Raw genomic sequence first — 21489 nt, forward strand, 5'->3', positions numbered from 1 at the left:
AAGGGAAAAGGGATGCCGGCACCCCTTTTCCTTTTCTCTAGGCATTCTTTCTTATATCGTTATCTTCCTGCTTCAGCAGCAGCTTGGGTTCCTTGTGCTTGGTCACCACATCTGCTGTCACGATGCATTTTTCCACATTGTCCCGGCTGGGCACCTCGTACATCACGTTCTTCATGATGCCTTCGATGATAGCCCGCAGCCCCCGGGCCCCTGCATTCCGGGCCAGGGCTTCGTGAGCGATGGCCTTCAGGGCTCCCTCGTCGAAATCCAGCTCCACATGGTCCATGGCCAGCAGGTGTTCATACTGCTTGGTCAGGGCGTTCTTGGGTTCCGTCAGGATCTTGATCAGAGCCTTTTCGTCCAGGTTGTCCAGAGTCACCACCACCGGCAGCCGTCCCACGAACTCGGGGATCAGGCCGTACTTCACGAAATCCTCCGGCAGTACGTGACGGAAGGGGTTTTCGCTTTTCTTTTCTGCCTGGGTGGGGATGTCCGCCCCAAAGCCCATGCTCTTTTTTCCGGTCCGGGCGTTGATCACGTTCTCCAAACCGGCAAAAGCACCGCCGCAGATAAAGAGGATATTGGTGGTATCGATCTGGATCAGTTCCTGATGAGGATGCTTCCGTCCTCCCTGGGGAGGAACATTGGCCACCGTACCTTCCAGGATCTTCAGTAGAGCCTGCTGAACCCCTTCCCCGGACACATCCCGGGTAATGGAAGGATTCTCGGACTTCCGGGAAATCTTGTCGATTTCGTCGATATAGATAATGCCCCGTTCAGCCCGGGCAATATCATAGTCTGCATTCTGGATCAGCCGGAGCAGGATGTTTTCCACATCTTCCCCCACATAGCCCGCTTCTGTCAGGCTGGTGGCATCCGCAATGGCAAAGGGAACCTTGAGGATTTTGGCCAGGGTCTGGGCCAGCAGGGTCTTGCCGCTGCCCGTAGGCCCCAGCATCAGGATGTTGGACTTCTGAAGTTCCACATCCTGGTGGTGTCCCTGTTCATAGTTGATCCGTTTGTAGTGGTTGTATACCGCCACAGCCAGGGTCTTCTTGGCCTCTTCCTGACCAATTACATACTGGTCCAGGATGGCCTTGATTTCCTTGGGCTTGGGCAGATCCGTAATGGTTTCTTCCGCCGGAGCTTTCAAATCCTTCTCCAGCATCTCATTGCACAGGGCAATGCACTCATCACAGATAAACACATTGTGGCCGGCGATCAGTTTCTTTACCTGGCTCTGCTTTTTCCCGCAGAAGGAGCAGGTATAGTCCGGACCCTCCAGGCCGTTGTTCTTGTCATCGTAACCCATCTGAAACCCTCCTTACAGCCAGGGCAAGATGGACACTTACCCCTTATTTCTGGGTCTTGATCTGATGGACCACCTGGTCGATCAGACCGTACTTCGCGGCTTCCTCAGCAGTCATGAAATGATCCCGTTCCGTATCCAGACGGATCTGTTCCGGGGTCTGACCGGTGTGGCTGGCCAAAATCTGGTTCATCTCTTCCCGGATCCGCAGGATTTCACGGGCATGGATCTCAATGTCCGTAGCCTGCCCCTGGGCCCCTCCCAGAGGCTGATGGATCATCACTCTGGAATGAGGCAGGGCATAGCGTTTTCCTTTGGCGCCGGCTGCCAGCAGTACGGAAGCCATGGAAGCCGCCATTCCCACACAGATGGTGGAAACATCCGGCCGGATGTACTGCATGGTGTCATAAATCGCCAGCCCGGCACTGACACTGCCGCCCGGGCTGTTGATGTAGAGATGGACATCTTTGTCCGGATCTTCGGACTCCAGGAACAGCAGTTGGGCAATGATCAGGTTGGCCATGTGATCTTCGATTTCCCCGGTGACGAAGATGATCCGATCCTTCAGCAGCCGGGAATAGATGTCATAGCTCCGTTCGCCTTTACTGGTCTGTTCCACCACAATAGGCACATAGCTCATGCCGTCCACCTCCTGGGATTTTATTTTTCTTCAGCAGCTTCTGCGGCCTTGGGAGCGTTTTTGGCGCTGTCAATGACCAGACGGGCAGCTTTCCGGCGGGCAATGTTGCTTACCAGCACAGCCAGGGAACCGTTTTCTTTCACGATTTTTTCCACCTGTTTCAGGGTAGCACCGTGCATGGCACCCAGCTGTTCCATTTCGCTGCGGATTTCGTCTTCGCTGACTTTAATGCCTTCCTTCAGGGCAATGGCATCCAGGACCAGGTCGGTCTTGATGTTTTCCAGAGCCACCGGTTTCTGTTCATCCCGGTAGGTCTTCACATCCTTGCCCAGGTACTGCAGGTACAGAGGCAGGCTCATTTTGTGGGCTTCCAGGTTCATGGCCAGTTCGTCCATCATCTGGTTGGCACGCTGGGTCACCATCACATCAGGCACTTCGAATTTGGCGTTTTCCACGGCCTTTTTGATCAGGTTGGCTTCGTAGTCGGACTGAGCCCGCTGAGCTTCAGCCTTCTTCAGACGGTCCATGGTCTTTTCCCGGAATTCAGCAACGGTTTTGCTGTCGCTGTTGGCGGCGATCAGTTCATCATTGACTTCGGGAACTTCCTTCACTTTTACATCCTGGACAGTGACTTTGAACACAGCCTTCTTGCCGGCCAGTTCCTTGGAGAAGTAGTCTTCCGGGAAGGTTGCGTTCACATCCGTGGATTCACCCTTTTTCAGGCCCACCAGCTGATCTTCAAAGCCGGGGATGAAGCTGTTGCTGCCCACTTCCAGAGGATAGCCCTTGCCTTCGCCGCCTTCGAAAGCTTCGCCGTCAATGGTGCCGGCAAAGTCGATGATGGCCAGGTCGCCTTTTTCCAGAGCCTTGCCTTCCGGAGCTTCCACCATCTTGGAAGCCCGTTTCTGCAGGTTTTCCACTTCCTTGTCCACGTCAGCGTCGGTGATTTCCTTTTCGTCCTTCACCACATCCAGGTCTTTGTACTGGCCCAGTTCCGGTTCCGGACGCAGGGTGACCACCAGGGTCATTTCCATGGGCTGACCTTCTTCGAACTTGGAATCTTTGATTTCAGGATCAGAAACGGGAACCCACTGGTTTTCTTTCAGGGTTTCTCTATATTCACTGTTGGCAGCGATTTCGAAAGCTTCTTCTTTGATGGCGTCTTTGCCTACGTGCATTTCCAGCACACGACGGGGAGCTTTGCCCTTACGGAAGCCAGGGATCGTTACCTGTTTGTTGATCTTGGCAACTGCTTTTTCAAAAGCCTTGGCTACGTCTTCAACCGGCAAAGTGACTTTCAGAGTTGCTTCATTACCTTTTCTTTCTACGGAAACGCTCATTTAAAAAAATCCTCCTCACATGCTGTCAGCCATTTTTATTTGTCTCATGCTTAACAGTCTGTCGTAATTGCTTAAAAAACCGCTCATATAGCATAGCACAAAAGGTGGAAATAAGCAACCAAAAGTCAGACAGACAGGAAAAAGGCAAAAGAAAAACTCCCCCTGTGAGGAGGCAGGGAGAGTTTGGTTGTCCGGAATTATTTCCAGTAATCCAGCTCGGATTCGTCCAGACCGATATTGGATGCCTTGAATACCGGGTTTTCCACTCCGGCATCCAGCTGTTTGCCGTAATCGTCCATCACTGCAATGGCCGTGCCGTTCAGGGCCAGGATGGAAGGGATGTTGATCAGGCACATGAAGGCCATGCAAATATCAGCCACAGCCCAGGCGTTGTCCATGGACATGCCGGCGCCCACAAAGATCACCAGCACCGCCAGCAGCCGGAAGCCCTTCATGAAGCCGGCACTGGGAGTCTTTTTCCCGTTCAGGTAGGCCAGGCAGTTGTCCACATAGAACAGGTTCCCGATCAGGGTGGTAAAGGCAAAGAGCACCATGGCCACGGTGATCATAATGGGACCGAAAGCCCCGAAGTCTGTCTGGGTGGCAGCCTGTACATAGGGAGCCCCGGCCATGGCCTTGGTGGGTACCACCCCGGAGAATATGCACATGAGGGCGGTAGCCGTGCAGAGCACCGTATCGATGAACACGGACAGCATCTGCACCAGACCCTGCTGGGCCGGATGGGCCACATCAGCCGCAGCGGCGGCGTTGGGGGCGGACCCTACACCGGCTTCGTTGGAATACAGGCCCCGTTTGATGCCATACATCATGCAGGAACCGCTGATACCCCCCAGGATCTTCTGGAAGTCAAAGGCATCGGCGAACACGGCGGACAGCACGGAGGGAATCATCCCGATGTGCATCACAATGATCACCAGGGCCAGGATTACATACAGAACCCCCATAAAGGGCACCAGCACTTCCGTCACCCGCATGATCCGTTTGCCGCCGCCCATGAGACAGTAGCCCACCAGCACAGCCAGGATGGCCCCGATGACCCAGGAGGTGACCCCTTTTTCATAGAATCCGTACACGCTGAAGGTGGACTGGAGGTTGTAGGAAGCCAGGGCATTGAACCCGCCGGCATAGGTGATGATCAGGAAGAAGGCAAAGGCCCCTGCCAGCAGTTTGTTGTGGAGAGCGATTTCAATGTAGTAGGCCGGTCCGCCGTAGCTGTCCCCGTTGGCATCCCGGCGTTTGTACACCTGGGCCAGAGTACTTTCGATGAAGGCCGTGGCACCGCCGATGATGGCAATGGCCCACATCCAGAACACGGAACCGAAGCCACCCAGGCACAGGGCGGTGGAGATCCCGATGATGTTCCCGGTACCCACCCGGGAAGCGGTGGAAACCATCAGAGCCTGGAACGAAGATACGGACCCTTCCTTGCTGGGCTTCTGCATGACCACTCGGATGCATTCCCGGAACCAGCGGAACTGGATCAGTCGGGTCCGAACCGTAAAGAACAGGCCGGCTGCCAGCAGCACGATGACCAGGATGGGATAATACAGTACGTCGTCCATGGTGGTAAGTATTTGTGACATTGACATTTGTCCTCCCTTTCAGGGCTTTTTCCTGTTCCTCTGCAGAAAAAAGCGTAATATGATACTTTACATTATACACTATGGACAAGAAATTGACACGTTTCCGTAAAAATAATGTACGAAAATGGGGTGCGAAAGAATTCACACCCCATTTTTACAACATTTTCAATTCATACACATCCGGCCGCCGGTTGTCCAGGGTAAAGGTGCTCTGGCGGACTTTGGTCACGTAATCCAGGTCGATTTCGGCGGTGATGACCCCCGGCTTGTCCGACGCCCTGGCAATTACCGTGCCCCAGGGATCCACGATCAGAGAATTCCCGTAGGCGGTGAACCGGGGCTTCTTCCCCATCTGGTTGGGAGCGATTACGTAACATTCATTCTCGATGGCCCGGGCCCGGACCAGCACTTCCCAGTGGTCCTTCCCGGTGTTCACGGTGAAATTGGCAGGGACAGCGAAAATCTTCGCCCCTTCCAGGGCCATGATCCGGAACATCTCTCCGAACCGGACATCGTAGCAGATGGCCAGGCCCAGTTTCCCCCATTCCGTATCCCCCAGGGCAAGGGTCTTCCCCGGGCACACCCGGTCGCTTTCCCGGCTGGTTACCCCGTTGGGCAACACCACGTCAAAGGGATGGAGCTTGGCATATTTGGCGGCCAGGGTTCCGTCCGGGCGCACCAGGAAGGTGGTGTTGAAGGGACGGGCCGGGTCTTCCGGATTGCTTTCATAAATGCTCCCGGCTTCCAGCCAGATTCCCAGTTCCCGGGCCAGTTCCGCCATCTTCCGGAAGGTGGGACCTCCAGGGATGGTTTCTGCTTCTCCGGCCATATCCCGGCCGATGTAGTTCATGGATTCCGGCAGCACCACCAGACTGGCTCCCCTGGCGGCCGCCTCCCGGATATAGCCTTCGGCCGCAGCCAGATTGGCATTTTTATCATCCTGGGAGTCCATCTGGACAGCAGCAGCAATGAATTTGGTCATAGCAGTCTCCTTTCAGCGGGGCAACAGACCTGCACCGCCACAGTATCACTGTAAATTGGCGGGGCAGCCAGCCTTGTGCCCCCACAGTATCGCTGTAAATTGGCGGGGCAGCCAGCCTTGTGCCCCTACAGTATCGCTGTAAATTGGCAGGCAGCCAGCCTTGTGCCCCCCTTGTATATCCGCCCTTTTTAAGGGCGGGGGACCAGCCTCAAGGCTGGTGGTGGGTTCTTCCCTCTTCACTCAACATGATAATACTCCCGGTACCACTGGGCGAACTTCCCCAGCCCTTCGGCAATGGTGGTGCTGGGCCGGAATCCGAAGTCCCGTTCCAGTTCGCTTACGTCCGCATAGGTCTGGTACACGTCCCCGGGCTGCATGGGCAGGTATTCCTTCTCCGCCGTTTTTCCCAGGGCCTTTTCCAGGGTCTCGATGAAAGTCATGAGCTTTTCCGGGTGGTTGTTCCCGATGTTGTAGATCTTGTACCGGTCCCCCTCCTCATTGGCCTTGGGCGGATTGCACAGCATGTTCTGGATGCCGGTGACAATATCGTCCACATAGGTGAAGTCCCGGTACATGTCCCCCTGGTTAAAGATGGTGATGGGTTCCCCCTTCATGATCTTGTTGGTGAATTTGAAATACGCCATGTCCGGCCGGCCGAAAGGCCCGTACACCGTAAAGAACCGGAGACCGGTGGCCGGGATCCCGTACAGATGGCAGTAGGTATAGGCCATCAGTTCGTCAGATTTCTTGGTGGCCGCATAGAGGCTGATGGGATGATCCACATTATCCGTGGTGGCAAAGGGGGTCTTCTTCTGGTTCCCGTATACGGAGGAACTGGAAGCGAACAGCAGATGTTCCGGCTGGAAATGCCGGCAGGCTTCCAGAATGTTGAAGAACCCCACAATGTTGGAATCGATGTATTCCCGGGGATGGTCGATGCTGTAGCGGACCCCGGCCTGGGCCGCCAGGTTCACCACAATGTCCGGCCGGAAATCCCCAAAGATCCGGTCCACCGTTTCCTTGTCCGCCAGGTCTCCCTGGGTGAAGGAAAAGGCCGGGTACAGTTCCAGCCGGGCCAGCCGGTCCTTCTTCAGCTGCACATCGTAATAGGCGTTCATGTTGTCCATTCCGGCCACCCGGGCCCCCAGGGACAGCAGCCGTCTGGCCAGGTGATAGCCGATGAAGCCGGCGGCTCCGGTGATCAGGATTTTCTTGTTGGCGTCAAAAGGTTCCATAACTGCTCCTTAGTCCCGGTCAAACAGGTCCCGGGTATAGACTTTGTCTTTCACATCCGCCAGATCCTCTGACCAGCGGTTGGCCACGATCAGGTCACATTCCTTTTTGAACTGGTCCAGGTCCCGGCACACCGGGGACCGGAAAAAGTCCTTTTCTTTCAGGGTGGGTTCATAGACCACCACCGGGATCCCCTTGGCCTTGATCCGTTTCATCACACCCTGGATGGCGGAAGAACGGAAATTGTCCGAAGCGCTTTTCATGGTCAGCCGGTAGATTCCCACCGTTTTGGGATTCCGGGCCAGGATTTCGTCAGCAATGTGGTCCTTCCGGGTCCGGTTGGCCGCCACAATGGCGGAAATCAGGTTCTGGGGCACATCCTGGTAGTTGGCCAGGAGCTGTTTGGTATCCTTGGGCAGGCAGTAGCCCCCGTACCCAAAGGAAGGATTGTTGTAGAAGTCCCCGATCCGGGGATCCAGGCAGACCCCTTTGATGATCTGGGCCGTGGACAGCCCCCGGATTTCCGCATAGGAATCCAGTTCATTGAAGTAGGCCACCCGGAGAGCCAGATATGTGTTGGCAAACAGCTTGATGGCTTCCGCTTCCGTAGAACCCGTGAACAGCTGGGGGATGTCCTTTTTTTCCGCCCCTTCTGCCAGGAGAGCCGCAAACTGCCGGCCCCGGGGAGAACCCTCCCCCACTACGATCCGGGAGGGATGGAGATTGTCGTACAGGGCCTTCCCTTCCCGGAGGAATTCCGGAGAGAAGATGATGTTGTCCGTATGGTACTGTTTCCGGATTTCTTCCGTATAGCCCACCGGCACCGTGGATTTGATCACCATCACCGCTTCCGGGTTGATGGCCAGCACTTCTTCAATGACCTTTTCCACGGAAGAAGTATCGAAGAAGTTTTTCTGGGGATCGTAGTTGGTGGGGGTGGAGATAATGGATATAGGAAGCTCCTTCGAAGGCGTCCTGGGGATCCAGGGTGGCCCGGAACCGGATATCCTTCCGTTTCAGGAAGCGGGAAATATCCGCATCCACCAGAGGGGACCGGCCTTCGTTGAGCATCTGTACTTTTTCCGGCACAATGTCCAGCGCCACCACTTCCTGGTGCTGGGCCAGCAGGAGCCCGTTGGAAAGGCCCACATAGCCGGTGCCTGCAATAGCGATTTTCATAAAAACGGCTCCTTTCCTGCAATAAGAATATTATACCATAAAAAAAAGGGGGTGCCGCACATTGCGTGCGGCACCCCGTCAACGGTCAACTGTCAACGGTCAGCAGCCATTGGAAAGGGACGGATAGTGACTCTGGAGCTCAGGCTGCGTGTCACGGGGGCAATGGGCGTTAGCCCGAGCGTATATCCGCCCTTTACAAGGGCGGGGGTATCCATGCGCAGCATGGGTGGTGGGTTAGCAGCCCATAGGGCTGCGTTTCCCTTCAGAAGGAACCCACAGCTGTGGGTTCCTTCCACCGGCCGTTGACCGCTGACAGATTTTATCTTTCCAGCACCTCCGGATGCCGGACCAGATAACCGGTGAGGTCCATCCAGGCTTCCCTTTCTTCCGTGTAAGGTTTGGGGCCTTCCTGGAGGTCTTCGGGACCATACTGGGGCCCCAGGGGCTGATAGAAGTCCTGGCTGTAGCTGCCGTAGGCGTCTTTCCGCAGCCAGTGGTAAGGCGATACCACATGATCGATGGGTTCCAGCAGAGAAGGATACAGGGAATAATAGGTGAACCCCTTGGGGGCGATCAGTTCGAAAATGGTGGGGGCAATGTTCATGTGGCTCCCGATGGTATTCCCGGCCAGGCTGTGGGGATTCAGCTCCCGGTGGTTCACCAGCAGCACCGGGCTGTGCCGTTCCCGCAGGTTGCAGTCCCGTCCCATCAGAGAAGTTTTCCCCAGCACCGGGCTCATATCGATGGAATGGTCCCCGGTAAGGATGAACAGACAGTCCGGATAGGCTTTCCGCATGGTCCGGATGAATTTCCCCAGAGCCTGGTCCGAGAACCAGAAGGTCCCCAGGTTTTTCTGGATTTCCTTGTTCCGCCGGATGTCCCGGGGCGCCTCAGGCATCACCTTTTCCGGGTCATACCCGTACTCCTTCAGGGGAATCTTGAAGGGCCCGTGGTAGCTGGTGGTGTACAGGAAATGGAACTGGTAGGGCCCGTTGGCCTCTTCCTGCTGGAGGATCAGTTCCGCCGCCTTTTCCAGGAACACATTGTCATAGACCCCCACCCAGGTCTTGGGAGCGTCTTTACCACAGAAATCCGTGGCGGTCATCACCTGGTCGAAGCCGCAGGCGGGAGCAAACTGGTTGAAGTTCCCATAGGTTACATTCCCACCGTACCAGTAAGTGGAATGGTAACCCAGTTTTTTCAGCTGCCGGGGCAGGGCCGTGGGCAGGTTGTTGCGCCAAAAGCTTTCTTTTTCGTTCAGTTCCAGCCCTGCATCGAATATCCCGCTCATCAGGCTTACAATGGAAGGCCGGGAGATGATGCCGGCGGAAAGCGCACTGGTCAGGGACGCCGTATGAGGATCCTCAATCAGCTGCCGGCCCCCTTCCACCAGGTTCAGACAGGCGAACTGGGGATCAAAGAACTGCTGGAGATAGGTTTCTCCCACAAAAAGGAAAATATGGGTGGGTTTGGTAATCCGGGCCCCTTTGGCCGTCCTTTTGAACCCATAGGCCGGGTTGGGCAGCTTGTCCGCCGGGACCTTTTCCGTAAAGAAGGGCTGGATGGCTTTCAGGTCCTGGGCATCGGTGTGCTCATAGGCCGGATTCAGTTTGTGCTTCATCACCTGTTCCAGGGCCACCAGGTCGTCCACCGTGGCCTTGGCAAAGAAAATGTCTTTTTTTACCACACTGGGGATGGTATCCCATTCCGGCTTGTCGTCATGCCAGAAAGTCCCCCCGTACCGGAACCAGTAAAAAGCCGCCACAGCCCCCAGGACGATCACCGTATTGTAGGCGTACTGGAGCACCGGGCTGAAAAAGATCAGATACTGGAAGCTGGGCAGTTGGAGCAGCTTGTGGATGCAGAAGCCGCACACCCCCAGATAGGGCAGGATGCCCAAGAGGATCCAGACCCCGTGGTCCTGATGGAAGAAAATATCCACCAGGTTGTGCTTTTCCGCTTTGGCCCCCAGCTTCATGGTCTGGTTGAAGATATCATGGAAATGCTTGTAGAACAGCATCTTCCCGGCAAAGGCCAGGTACAGCACCAGGCTGTAGGTAAGCCCTCCCGCCATCCGCAGCAGGTCCCCTTTCCGGTACCAGTCGGTAAAAAAAGCCCCTGGAATGGACAGCACCACCAGGGGAATCAGGAACACGTAGGCATTGAAATCCATCCCCCACCAGAACCCGTACCGGAAACAGTGCCAGATTACCTTCCCCTTGCCCTTCAGGCTCCGGTACGGATTGTACACGGCAATGAAAATCAGACGAAAAACAGCACACAGAATGGGAAAGAACAAAAACAGCTTTCCATCCTGCTGCAGCGATGCGTAGAATAGACTGAACAAAATTTCCCTCCTTTTGGATTACTGCCGCTGGTACCGGGTACCCCGGCCTTTGCCCACTTTCAGCACGGCCTTTTTCCCCACCAGCCGGTTCAACAGACGGATGACTTTGGTCTTTTCAAAACCGGTGGCCTGTTCGATTTCCTGCCGGCTCAGCAGGCCATTTTCCGGAAATACGGCACAGATTCTTTGCTCCTCCTGGTCCAAGGGCGGCATGGCATCCACCAGAGGCAGGATCACCTGAATAATATGATCCGTTACCTGAAAATCCGGTTTGACCCGGCTTTGGCGGTAGGCATAAAGGATCCGCTGGATGCCCGTTCCAAAGGCTTCAATATACCCCAGCCGATAGAACACATTGGCCAGTTTGGGATTCCGCAGAATGGAAATCTGATGATGGAGATATTCTTCCTGGCTGATGCCTGCCGGCAGTCCTCCCGGCGAGGTAATTTCCACCTTGTCCGGATACATGGCCACCCGTATAGCAGTGGGAATATCCCAGGTACGATGTACCAGAGCGTTGGCCATGGCTTCTCTGATGGCCTGGCCGGGAATCTTCTCCACCATCCGCCGTTCCACTCCATCGATTTTCTCCACCTGGTATTCCCGGGCAATCCGTTCCACAGCCTGGTGGAACAGCGACAATACGGAACATCCATGGATTTTGATCCGTTCCCGGATTTCGTTGATGGACCGGCCAAAGACCATCATATCCACCCCCGGAAAGGTATTCTGATCAGAAAAAAGTTCCGCCACATGGGAGAACTTGCCTCCTGCCGTATAAAATCCCAATGTTTTCAATACATCCGTATCCACCTGAGAAACCCCCAGTTGTTTTTCCATTTCCCGGGACAGAACGGAAAAGGTTAAAGAAGAATCCTTCGCCGGCAAATCTTCAAAATACCGGTGGGACCCTTCCAGGATCAACCGGTTCAAAGCCAGGCGGTCCACTTCAAGAGAAGCGGAATCACTCCTTCTATACGCTTTATTTTTGTACAGATATGGTGGATTATCTCCTTTTCTCACCGTCAAGATAATAGTCTGGTTTTCTTCATTGATTTTCAGCGTATAATCAGGCTGCGGTGAAATACTGTCATTGATTTTATTTTCTATATCCAGACATTTTTGCACGGCTTGGGGAATGCCCTTGACCGTACCATCATCCCGGACGCCAAAAATGATTTTTCCATCCTGATAATTGGCAAAAGCACTGACAGTCTTCAAAAAGGTGTTTGTAATATCTTCCTTATATTCCAATGTACTGCTTTCCCGTTCCACAAAATTCCGCCTCCTTTTCTTTTCGTTTCATTTGCGTTGCATTAATTATAGCAATAGTTGCAACGCAAATGCAACGTAAATTTTGCGTTGCATTTGCGTTTGCAACGAAAAAAAACCGCAGGAACTGTACAGCCGGCGGCCCGCAGAACACATGAACAAACGATGTATCTGCGGGCGGCCGGGTCTGCCGCCCCTACGGTTCCGATTTATACGCTTCTTTTTCTACCTGGCATCGCCTATTTTATCCAACCAGGACTGGAGCAGCGGATCATACTGGCGGATCCGTTCCACCACCGCTTGGGCAAAAGTTTCATCATAGGTATGGGAGGTCAGATTCCGGTCATCTGCCATCTGCAGGGCTTCCTGGGTCTGCCCCTCATCCAGCAGCCCCAGTTCCCGGCAGCACCGGATGACCTTTTTAGGAGACGCCGCATCAATCCCTTCTTCCACATAAAGGTATTCTTTGGCGCATTTCCAAAGCAGTTCAAAAGAAAATTCGAACCGCTGGATCAGGGCATCCCGTTCCACCTCGGACAGATCCGGTTTTACGGCCAGTTCGTGGAGTTTGGTGAGGATTTTTTTTGGCTGTCTCCATCCGTATCTGTAAGAGATTTTTAGATGCCATCTTCTACTCCCCTTTTACCAACATTCAACAAATTATTTTTTCTTGATTTTAGTAGAAATATATTGGATAAACCAGTACACACTATCAAAATATTTTCCCTGTCTCCATCGGGCACGGGACATATAATGCATTTCCCGGTAATTTCGGGGTTGCTGCAGCGATTCATCTTTCCAGGGAGACATCTTATAATATTTTATAAAATATCTTTTCAGGGGAAAATCCAACCAGCAATACCACGGCTTCGTCCCTGCATAATGAAGAAATACCGCGTTATCTGGGACTTCAGTTTCCTCGGCAGAAAGTGGAATAAAATTATATTCCCTTCCTACCATCAGTTTCTTCTTTTCCAACACTATATTCAATGCATCCTGATCTAAATAATTCAATCTCTCTTTATACTCAAAACATACATCAAGAAATTTCTCGGAGATTTTTTCCTGCCGCCATTGAACCATGTTCATAAAAATCATTCCAGCATTAAAATACTGCTGCAGCTGAAACTTTTTTTCCTGCTTTCTGGCTGTTGCTGGTACATCTTCTACCACCATTACCGTTTTCCCAGAAAAATCTCTATGAATCAGATTCTGAATTGACTGAAGGCAAACGATATCTCCATCCAAATAGAGAATTTTCTCCACTGCAGGATCCAAAATCTGCCCCAAAAACACCCGGATATAGGTTGCTTTGCCAAGGGCAAACATAGGCAGACCATCAATAATGCTCAAATCTGTAAAATGAACTTGTACTCCACAATTTGGATATCTAGATGCTATGGTTTTCAGTTGGTTAATACTCTTCTCGCTGATATTTTCCGTCAGGATATGAAAAACAATCGGCAGTTCCTTATTGTTTTCCAAAACAGAAATCATGGAAACGCCCATAGGCATCACAAAATTCTCATCTGTTCCGTACCCAATATGCACTGATTCTTTTCCTGCCAGTACATCCGGACTGCCAAATTCAATTTTTTGGGTTTCTATTGTTGCCGTAATTTCCATATTTCTCCCGCAGTACTAAACTGCTTCTCCTTCTTATTTCATTTTTTATTGATTGTCGGAACCTACGCCAGGATCATCAGCCAGGGACTTTGTCCCATGGCAGGTTTTTCCTTGCTCCAATGGAAGAAAATACTGATCTGAAGCAATGTCTTTTGTTTCCTCTCTTCCAGGCAGATTCTGAATTCCCATCAAGTCGATCAGTACATCATACAGTAAATCATTGGTCCAATAATCCTCTTTATGCTTTACCAGATTCTGGAATGTTGCAGGATTCCTTTGGCAATAGTTCTGGGACAGAAAAACGACAAAAGGAATCCGTGCCATAGACCAAGTGAATTTTGTCACTTCATGGCTGTGCTGCATATCTTCTCCATGATCAGAACAGTAGACCATTCCCTGGAACTCATCTCTTGCTCGCATTATATCATAAATCTGGTGCAAAACCGCATCCGTATAAAAGACGGTATTATCATAGGAATTGATTCTTCTTGTTTTCTTGTCTTTCACTGAGAACTTCTCTTGCTTTTTGGGATATCTTTCCTGATAATCGGTATGGCTGCCCATAAGATGGATAATCACCAGATTGTTTTTCTGGGAATCGAATTTGATTTGACGCAGCTTATTAGCCAATTCACCATCATTATAATTCGTCCAAGTAGTATATCCAGAATTTCCGTTAATCCAAATTTCCTGATCTGCCGAGCTTGCAATAGCGGCTATGGGAGTATCATAAGCCCCATATTTAACTTGATTGCTGATCCAATAGGTTCGGTATCCGGCTGCTTTTGCCACTTCTATAATAGAATAAGCCTTTTCCAAAGGCACCGCATTATATTGATTCTTTTCAGTCAAAGCATATGTCAAGGTGGGAACTGTATGCGTATGATTGGAATATGCATGGGTAAACAAAATATTTTCAGGCTGCGAAACAGCCTGATCCAACCAGGGTGTCGTCTCCCGTTGATAACCATAAGCATGCATATGATCCCGTGATTCAGACTCCCCAATGACCAACACAAACGTACCGCTCTTTTGAGAATCGACAGACAGATGTATTAGTTCTTTCAGATTTTCCTCTCTTCGCCGTTTGGCATTGGTGTACTCTTTATATTGTTCTAAACTCTGGCTGGTTTGTTTTATCAGACTGGTAACCGATGCATACCTGACTTTGGCAACGCCCTTGGTTCCACAGAGAATTATTGCCGCCAGCAAAACTACTGTAAAACCTGGCGCCAGTTCTTTATTAAGTACCTTATCTGCCGTCCGATTCAGCTGATAGATATAGATTCCCGCAATACTGAAAACAACTGCAAAAGACACCCCCCATAAAACAGGGTTATCATTTTTCAGATAGGACACCGCTTCATGAAGATTGGTTTGAAAAAGAGTCAGCACAATACTGGATGTCAGCAAATGACCACTTAAAAAGTAGTAACCAATCAGCCCCAGCGGTGCAAAAATGACCGCCAAAGCCAGTAAATTCCAGGCAGCACCAACTATCCGCCGAATTTTTCGATTAGAGATCCAGTGAATGGCAACCAAACCACCACTGATAAACGAATACAGCGATGTGGCAAGACAGTAAGTATCGGTTATCTCATCCATGCTTAATGGACTTCCTACTGATAACTTTATATAAGCTGGAACCTCATAAAGTAAAAGCATTAAAATCCAACAAACAAAAGCTCTTTTTCGGAAGTCCATTAGGGTCACAACCGATAAAAAGCAGACAGCTGTAATTCCTATTATGTCTTTATATCGAAGATAAGAATCATAAACAGTAGATGGCAGCCGGGAGATAAGCAGTATCCCCAGAAAAACAATTAATGATACGAGAATTTTATGTCCATACCCCTTATATTTTTCAAAACTGTTTTTTCTATCCAAAATAATCCATCTCCATCATCTCAGTAGTACATATAATTATCTTTACGGATCAAAAGAATAAATAAAAAGCGTCACCCTCTCTCCACCTGTAAAAGGGTGACGCACGGTTACAGCTTATACCGCATTTTCAAAATTGCATACCAGCCCATTCCCCACAGAAAATCTGCCAGGCTGTCTTTTTTCCGGTATTTGGCCCACTGTTTGAAGTCATGGTAGTTTTCCGGCTTCTTGATGGGCAGGGTATTGGTGATGGTCTCCCAGGGAGACAGGGCATTGTACTGCCGCCACTGGGCATCGAAGGGGGCCAGTACCATCTGCCAGGGCTTCCGCCGGCCGGTCCAGTGGATGATCACTCCCTCACCCTTGTCGTCTTCCCCACCTCCGAATTCGTTGTACACCGGAGGCAGGAACAGATTGGTGCCGTCAAAAGTCAGATTCAGCACGTCCTGGCTCTGTCCCAGGAACCGTTCCCGGGGTTCCTTCTGGAAGGAAAAGGCTTTTTCCGTAATCCCCTGCTTTTCCCATTCCGGGATATTGATCACCATGATTCCGTCGTTGAAATACTTTCCGTTCTTCAGCTTCAGATAGCCGCCCCGATAGGCCGCATCTTTCGGCCGTTCGGAAACAGCCCCCATAGCCTCGCCCTCCATGGAAAGACCAAACAGATCCTCCAGGGAACGGATCACCATGGTATCCGCATCCAGATACAGGAACCGGTCCGTTTCCCCCTTCAGAACTTTGGCCATATAGAGCCGGCCGTAGGTAATCCGGGAAAATCGGGCCACTTTTACATGGAAATCCTGGAAGGGTGCCATATCCAGTTCATATAGAGTGCACCGGCAGTGCCATTTTTCTGCCAGCTGCCGGACTTTGTCCCCGTTTTCCCGGCTGTAGCCGTCGGTAAACAAGTGGAACACAAAAGGATGGGCCGGATTGTTTTCCAGCACCGAAACCATAGAAGCCCCCATGATCTGGAAAAAGGGGTCGTTCACATTGTAAGCCATATGCCAGGGTTCCCCAGAATGGGGATCCAGAAAATCGAAGGTTTCCTGCTTCCGAATAAAATTCTCCAGGGCAAAAAAGCCCGGTTCAAATGTTTTCATGCTGTCTCCTGAAATAATGTCTCTATGGCCGCTTCCGCCATGGGAACGGTCACTGCATCCACACAGTCGGATTTTGTACACCGGCTGGGACCGATGCAGATATGTTTGCCAGAACAGGGCAGATGCCCGCTGACCCCGACACAATGTTTTCCCGGCGCCCGATAGATCACCGGGGAATTGAAGGTAAAGAGGGTAACCACCGGACAACCTGCCGCTGCTCCAATATGAGCAGTCCCGGTATCCAGGGTCAGCAGCAGGTCCATATGGGCCAGAAGAGCCGTCAGTTCCAGAAAGCTGGTTTTCCCGATCAGATCCACCACGGCCTCCCGGTGTTTCATTTCCTGGAGGATGGCATTTCCCCGTTCCCGGTGGGCAGGAATGCCCGTCAGGTACAGGGTAGCTCCATAAGTTTCTGCCAGCCAGTCACAAACCTGGCTGAACTTTTCCGCCGGCCAGTCCTTGGTCCGGGAGGTCGTCTGGATGCACAAGGCAATCTTCTTCCCGGCGGCCGGCGCTTTCTGCAGCAGCTTCTGTGCCCATCGTTCCTGTTCCGCCGCCATGGGTTTCAGCCGGGGCGGCACGAATTCCTGGGAAGGATCTCCGAAAAAGCCCCGCATCATCTGCTGAAAGCTGGCCGCCATGGAATGTTCCTGATAGGACCAGCCTGCAGGCAGTTCCAGGTCCCGGGTATAGAACCATTTTTCCCATCCCAGTTTCCAGCCCAGTGCCTGTTCCATGCTGATCCGTTCCGGAATCCGGGCAAACCATTTCATCAGCGTTACCCGTTCCCGGGGGTCCAGGGAAATCCCCAGGTCAAAATGACGCTGGGACAGCTGCCGCCCCATCCGCCACACATCCCCATACCCGCCTCCGCTGGCATAACGGTAAGGGATCACTTCATCCACACCCTCCAGCAATTCTGCCACAAAGGCCAGGTTGGCGCTGCAGAGATACGTAATCCTAGCCCCGGGGCAATGCTTCCGAAGCACCGGAAACACAGAGGCGGTCATAATCATATCTCCCATATGCATGATACCATCAACAAAAATATTTTTGTAAGTCATTTATTTTCCTTGTCATAGTACATTTCCATAAAATGACGCTGAATTCTTTTCAGTTGAAGTATACACCGTTTCCAGATTGGATACCGGAAATATAACGTCATGAAATGTTCTTTTTTATATTGATTGACATATCTTGATGACTTTCTTTCTTTTTCGGCAACCTGTTCAATAACAGAGTTCCGCGAAACATTTGAATCCAAATAGCCAAACTCATGATTTATGCAGTATATGGTTAAATAACCTAATTTATAATACAGATTCCAAGCATCAATTTCAAACTGTATGGGATTCTGTGCCTTTAGCAAGTTTTCTGCCGCTTTTCGATTGATTGCATATCCATGAGCAGCTGTTCCAGCCAACGCATGAAGAATTTTATATCCATTCCCCAATGAAAAAACGGTTTTTGTCGGAGCCTTTACTCTATAAAGAAGCAGTACTGCCGGTTTAGTCATCTGATTCAAAAATTCCTTGATTTTAGGGAAATATTGGACAAAGTCCGGAGATAGGCGAACATCATCTTCGAATACAAAAACATAAGGTTCTTCACTTTTCAACAACTGCCTGTAAATTTCAAGATGGGAAAGGGCACAGCCAATTGCCCCTTTATTTAAAATATTATGTTTTGCAGTGAATTGCTGCAACTCCTGTTCAGTCAGCTGATTCCCCATAATGGCGTTAAAAAAATTGGGTTTTATTCCATATTCCCTAAAATTTTTATCAATTTGAGTCCGTCTCTGATATGCAACTGGTGAACTGATTATATAATGATAAATTTCCATCATCCCCATGACTCACCCCTGCTATTTAATCGTACGATAATCAGCCTTACCCTTCGAAGAAGTCTGTATACTGCAGCCAATGCCCCACATGGCAAAATATAATCTCATAGTTGATTTTGAGTAAAGGGTATTGTCCACCATTCCATGAATAAGATTGGCAAGGCAAAGCCACAATACAGCATAACAGACATATTCCTCAGAGTGCAGTTGTATGGCTCTCATCATAAGAAGCAGAGTCCCTGCCGCAAAGCAAAAATATCCAACTCCCCCCAGTAATCCAGCAGTAGATAAAAAAGTCATAAAATTATTGTGAGGTACGGGCAAATCCGGTTCCTTTGCTTCCGGCAAAATATATTTTGCCTTGTAAATTTTACTCCATTGTCCAAATCCCACACCGATAACAGGATGATCAAGCCACATGGAATACGATGATTTCCACAGCAGCACCCGTTCGCCATCATACTTGCGACGGGCTAAATTCACAGTGCCAAATGCTGTACAGATTCCCATACTGGTAAGGAACAACAAAAATATGGCTATCTGTTTTTTTGCACTCCATTTTCGTTTTATGATCCAATGATACACAATAACAATAGCCATTCCTGCAAAAACCCCTGCAATACCTCCTCTGGAACGAGTCATCCACAAAGCAACAATACTACAGGCAAAAGGTATAATTCCAAGCCACTCCCATTTTGCAGTTTTTTCCCCTTTCCAAGTGTCCCAAAGAAGCCAGCCCTGAAAAGGAAGAAGACATTCCAGAGCCAGTGCGAAATTATTGGGATTGGGAAAAGGCCCTTGGAGCCGGGCAGGGAAATTTTGGAGAACATGCTGATAAAAAGCAACCCCGCATAAAACAAGAGACCCACCCCAAAGGCCCCACTGCGCATATGCCCTGATGGGCTTCTCCTTGTACTGGAGAGCCATCACCAAAACCCAAAAAGGAATCGTATAGAAAATAAAATTCATTGCACTTTTTATGACGACAGTCTTTCCCGACGCTACCGCCGCCAGAAAAATAAGCCCCATAAATAAGCCATAACACAAAAGCCATACTTTGTGGACCGGTATTGCGATTTTTTTCTTCCGTTTCCAATAAATCAACATTACAACAACAACCAATCCCAGACTGATGCTGTACCCTGCATTCCATTTTGTACTGCACAGAAAGAACAGATACAGATTGGTAGCTGCCATCAGCAGCCACTGCAGCCGATTGTCCGAAATCATTCTTTCAAATTCTCCCCCAACTTCCTTAGAACAGTTTCTTCCACAATTCAGCCAGCTTCAGCCGCAGTTCCTGACGGGTTACGGATTTTCCCCTCATATCCTTTCCCGGCTGGGGCATTTTTGCCCCGGCAAAGGCTGTGCTGGCCAGGTAGGTATAGTATTTTTCGTTGAAATGGCCCTTGGGCGGAAACTCCCAGGGCTTGTACCGGCCGGCCCAGTGGAACACCCCCGGCCGTTCCAGGGCCTCCAGGGCCAGGTTCCGCCAGCGGGATTTTTTCAGCACCTTCACCGGCAGGGTGAACACCGGTGGAATCACATTCCACCGGAGGGGCAGGGGCCGCCAGTTGTCCTGGAACACTTTGTTCAGCCCATCCTGGTCGTGGTGGCGGAAGTTTCCCTCTTCCACACACCGGATCACCTGGTCGCCGTACTGCTTTTCCCGCCAGGCTTCCAGGTCCATGACCATGACCCCGGAATTGAAATACAGTTTTCCCTCTTGGATTCCCAGGGTCTCTTCCTTCTGCCGGCGCATCCGGGAAGAAGCCAGGATACCCAGGTCAGGCACGGCCCCCACCGGTTTCCCCTGAAGGTCCATTTCCCACAGTTCCTGGATATCATCCAGTACCACCAGGTCCGTATCCAAATAAATCACACGGTGCACCGCCTGGGGTACCAGCTCCGGGATCAGCAGCCGCAAATAGGCGGCCCGGTTCACATGACCGCTGGTATGGGCCTGGATTTCTTTCCCGGCGGTGGGGATGAAAGTAATGGACCCTTGCAGACCGGTCACCGTTGCGGCAAGCCCCGCCTGTTTCTCTTCGCTGATGCCGTCGTCAAAATAGTAAAAATGGATGGGCCGTTCCCCCCGGTAGTTGGCCAGGATGGAGGCACAGGCCACCGCCCCATGCTGGGCGTAATTGTCATCAGAAGCCAGGACAATGGAAATCTCGTCCATTTCTGTCACCTCTTTTGCTGTTTGATGGATCTTGTCACTTTCTGCTGCAAAGCTCCGCCAGTTTCATATACTTCATGGCGGTGTAGATCCCGTGCTGAAGCGCTGCAATGAATCCCATGCTCCCTTCCAGGAACCCGCCTTCCAGCACATAGGCTTTCACCATCCCCAGCAGGGCATGGCCGGCAGCGGTCCGGGCCGTTGCCTTTTTGCCCCGTCCCCGGGCTTCTTCCGCCCACAGGGTGGTGTAATGGCCTGCCTTGTTCCACCACTGGGCAAAGGAATCATAGGTGTAATGGTGAAGGGATTCTCCCAACTCCGTCACCGGCAGTGGACATTTCGGCCGTTCGTGGACCTTTCCCACCCAGCAGACTTTTTCCCGGGGAAACAACCGCTTCACCCGGTCCGGGCTGAAGGCTCCATGATGGAATTCATGGCCGAAGGCTATGTTGATCCGTTTGAAGGAATACTGATGGTCCTGGTTTCCTTTTTTTATGGCATTGATTTTTTCCACCAGCGCCGGGGTCAGCCGTTCATCGGCATCCAGATACAGGATCCAGTCTCCCTTGGCCTGGGAGAGGGCAAAATTCCGCTGGGCGGCAAAGTCCTCATCCCATTCCCGGAAGGCGATTTCCGCTCCGGCCTCCCGGGCCAGGGACACGGTATGATCCGTACTGCCGGAATCCACCACCAGCAGCTGATCGGCACAGGGCCGGGCGGATTCCAGAGCCGCCAGAATATGTTTTTCCTCATTTTTTGTCAGGATAGCTACCGTACAGGTTCCCATAATGCGTCTCCTTTTCTCATTCAACTTTAAGTCTACCCTAAAGATAGGTTCTTTGTCAAATGTTGGGGTAAGCTCCAATTCATCTACCACACACGGACGTGAGCGATTTTTGCTCACGTCTGTTTTTATTTTAATTTCACCATCGAAAGCAGTAA

Annotated in this window: 17 protein-coding genes and 2 pseudogenes; all 19 read right to left on the reverse strand. The window is 51.3% G+C overall.

The features are described from left to right. Positions 1–37: 37 nt before the first annotated feature. A complete protein-coding gene (clpX, locus tag ACTQY1_RS10310) occupies positions 38–1312 on the reverse strand; it encodes an ATP-dependent Clp protease ATP-binding subunit ClpX (protein ID WP_441374169.1) in 1275 nt (424 codons plus the stop codon). A 43-nt stretch (positions 1313–1355) separates the two neighbouring features. After that, a complete protein-coding gene (gene clpP / locus ACTQY1_RS10315) occupies positions 1356–1949 on the reverse strand; it encodes an ATP-dependent Clp endopeptidase proteolytic subunit ClpP (RefSeq protein ID WP_022488133.1) in 594 nt (197 codons plus the stop codon). Between the two features lie 20 nt (positions 1950–1969). Continuing rightward, positions 1970–3289 (reverse strand): trigger factor, encoded by a 1320-nt coding sequence (gene tig / locus ACTQY1_RS10320; RefSeq protein ID WP_154487764.1) that lies wholly within the window; start codon positions 3287–3289, stop codon positions 1970–1972. Positions 3290–3486: 197 nt separating this feature from the next. Next, entirely contained in the window at positions 3487–4893 is a 1407-nt protein-coding gene (locus tag ACTQY1_RS10325; protein ID WP_022488135.1) for an alanine/glycine:cation symporter family protein, read from the reverse strand. 154 nt (positions 4894–5047) lie between these two features. Further along, on the reverse strand, positions 5048–5875 hold the full coding sequence (locus ACTQY1_RS10330; RefSeq protein ID WP_022488136.1) for a carbon-nitrogen hydrolase family protein: 828 nt from the start codon (positions 5873–5875) through the stop codon (positions 5048–5050). A gap of 236 nt (positions 5876–6111) precedes the next feature. Then, the gene (locus tag ACTQY1_RS10335; RefSeq protein ID WP_288311645.1) at positions 6112–7110 is read right to left on the reverse strand and encodes an NAD-dependent epimerase; all 999 of its coding nucleotides are present in this window, start codon (positions 7108–7110) and stop codon (positions 6112–6114) included. Between the two features lie 9 nt (positions 7111–7119). After that, a pseudogene (locus ACTQY1_RS10340) lies at positions 7120–8287 on the reverse strand (nucleotide sugar dehydrogenase). Positions 8288–8606: 319 nt separating this feature from the next. Continuing rightward, positions 8607–10634, reverse strand: coding sequence for an LTA synthase family protein (locus ACTQY1_RS10345; protein ID WP_441374170.1), 2028 nt, complete (start codon positions 10632–10634; stop codon positions 8607–8609). Between the two features lie 18 nt (positions 10635–10652). Continuing rightward, on the reverse strand, positions 10653–11567 hold the full coding sequence (locus tag ACTQY1_RS10350) for an ATP-binding protein (protein WP_308664374.1): 915 nt from the start codon (positions 11565–11567) through the stop codon (positions 10653–10655). Between the two features lie 30 nt (positions 11568–11597). Beyond that, positions 11598–11909: pseudogene (locus ACTQY1_RS10355) on the reverse strand (AlbA family DNA-binding domain-containing protein); the annotation flags it as partial. A 222-nt stretch (positions 11910–12131) separates the two neighbouring features. Next, positions 12132–12521, reverse strand: a complete 390-nt coding sequence (locus ACTQY1_RS10360; protein WP_441374175.1) for an HI0074 family nucleotidyltransferase substrate-binding subunit — start codon at positions 12519–12521, stop codon at positions 12132–12134. Between the two features lie 45 nt (positions 12522–12566). After that, on the reverse strand, positions 12567–13532 hold the full coding sequence (locus ACTQY1_RS10365; protein ID WP_154487761.1) for a glycosyltransferase family 8 protein: 966 nt from the start codon (positions 13530–13532) through the stop codon (positions 12567–12569). A gap of 45 nt (positions 13533–13577) precedes the next feature. Continuing rightward, positions 13578–15419, reverse strand: a complete 1842-nt coding sequence (locus tag ACTQY1_RS10370) for a phosphoethanolamine transferase (protein WP_441374171.1) — start codon at positions 15417–15419, stop codon at positions 13578–13580. A 107-nt stretch (positions 15420–15526) separates the two neighbouring features. Beyond that, on the reverse strand, positions 15527–16522 hold the full coding sequence (locus ACTQY1_RS10375) for a glycosyltransferase family 8 protein (protein ID WP_441374172.1): 996 nt from the start codon (positions 16520–16522) through the stop codon (positions 15527–15529). Next, positions 16519–17532, reverse strand: a complete 1014-nt coding sequence (locus tag ACTQY1_RS10380; RefSeq protein WP_229778410.1) for a glycosyltransferase family 9 protein — start codon at positions 17530–17532, stop codon at positions 16519–16521. Before ACTQY1_RS10380 ends, ACTQY1_RS10375 begins: the two co-directional genes overlap by 4 nt. A gap of 50 nt (positions 17533–17582) precedes the next feature. Next, complete coding sequence (locus ACTQY1_RS10385) at positions 17583–18374, reverse strand: glycosyltransferase family 25 protein (RefSeq protein ID WP_154487758.1); 792 nt, start codon at positions 18372–18374, stop codon at positions 17583–17585. Positions 18375–18386: 12 nt separating this feature from the next. After that, entirely contained in the window at positions 18387–19595 is a 1209-nt protein-coding gene (locus tag ACTQY1_RS10390; protein ID WP_022488147.1) for an O-antigen ligase family protein, read from the reverse strand. 25 nt (positions 19596–19620) lie between these two features. Further along, positions 19621–20550, reverse strand: a complete 930-nt coding sequence (locus tag ACTQY1_RS10395; protein WP_441374173.1) for a glycosyltransferase family 8 protein — start codon at positions 20548–20550, stop codon at positions 19621–19623. A gap of 34 nt (positions 20551–20584) precedes the next feature. Further along, complete coding sequence (locus ACTQY1_RS10400) at positions 20585–21334, reverse strand: glycosyltransferase family 2 protein (RefSeq protein ID WP_441374174.1); 750 nt, start codon at positions 21332–21334, stop codon at positions 20585–20587. Positions 21335–21489: the final 155 nt, after the last annotated feature.

The sequence above is a fragment of the Acidaminococcus sp. HCP3S3_G9_1 genome, assembly GCF_052122455.1.
GTDB lineage: Bacteria > Bacillota > Negativicutes > Acidaminococcales > Acidaminococcaceae > Acidaminococcus.

Excerpts from the sequence above, each read along its gene's own strand:
- ACTQY1_RS10335 (WP_288311645.1), bottom strand. The coding sequence starts at position 7,110 with ATGGAACCTTTTGACGCCAACAAGAAAATCCTGATCACCGGAGCCGCC.
- ACTQY1_RS10400 (WP_441374174.1), bottom strand. The coding sequence starts at position 21,334 with ATGGGAACCTGTACGGTAGCTATCCTGACAAAAAATGAGGAAAAACAT.
- ACTQY1_RS10330 (WP_022488136.1), bottom strand. The coding sequence starts at position 5,875 with ATGACCAAATTCATTGCTGCTGCTGTCCAGATGGACTCCCAGGATGAT.
- clpX (WP_441374169.1), bottom strand. The coding sequence starts at position 1,312 with ATGGGTTACGATGACAAGAACAACGGCCTGGAGGGTCCGGACTATACC.
- clpP (WP_022488133.1), bottom strand. The coding sequence starts at position 1,949 with ATGAGCTATGTGCCTATTGTGGTGGAACAGACCAGTAAAGGCGAACGG.
- ACTQY1_RS10365 (WP_154487761.1), bottom strand. The coding sequence starts at position 13,532 with ATGGAAATTACGGCAACAATAGAAACCCAAAAAATTGAATTTGGCAGT.
- tig (WP_154487764.1), bottom strand. The coding sequence starts at position 3,289 with ATGAGCGTTTCCGTAGAAAGAAAAGGTAATGAAGCAACTCTGAAAGTC.
- ACTQY1_RS10390 (WP_022488147.1), bottom strand. The coding sequence starts at position 19,595 with ATGATTTCGGACAATCGGCTGCAGTGGCTGCTGATGGCAGCTACCAAT.
- ACTQY1_RS10375 (WP_441374172.1), bottom strand. The coding sequence starts at position 16,522 with ATGAAAACATTTGAACCGGGCTTTTTTGCCCTGGAGAATTTTATTCGG.
- ACTQY1_RS10385 (WP_154487758.1), bottom strand. The coding sequence starts at position 18,374 with ATGGGGATGATGGAAATTTATCATTATATAATCAGTTCACCAGTTGCA.
- ACTQY1_RS10325 (WP_022488135.1), bottom strand. The coding sequence starts at position 4,893 with ATGTCACAAATACTTACCACCATGGACGACGTACTGTATTATCCCATC.
- ACTQY1_RS10395 (WP_441374173.1), bottom strand. The coding sequence starts at position 20,550 with ATGGACGAGATTTCCATTGTCCTGGCTTCTGATGACAATTACGCCCAG.
- ACTQY1_RS10380 (WP_229778410.1), bottom strand. The coding sequence starts at position 17,532 with ATGACCGCCTCTGTGTTTCCGGTGCTTCGGAAGCATTGCCCCGGGGCT.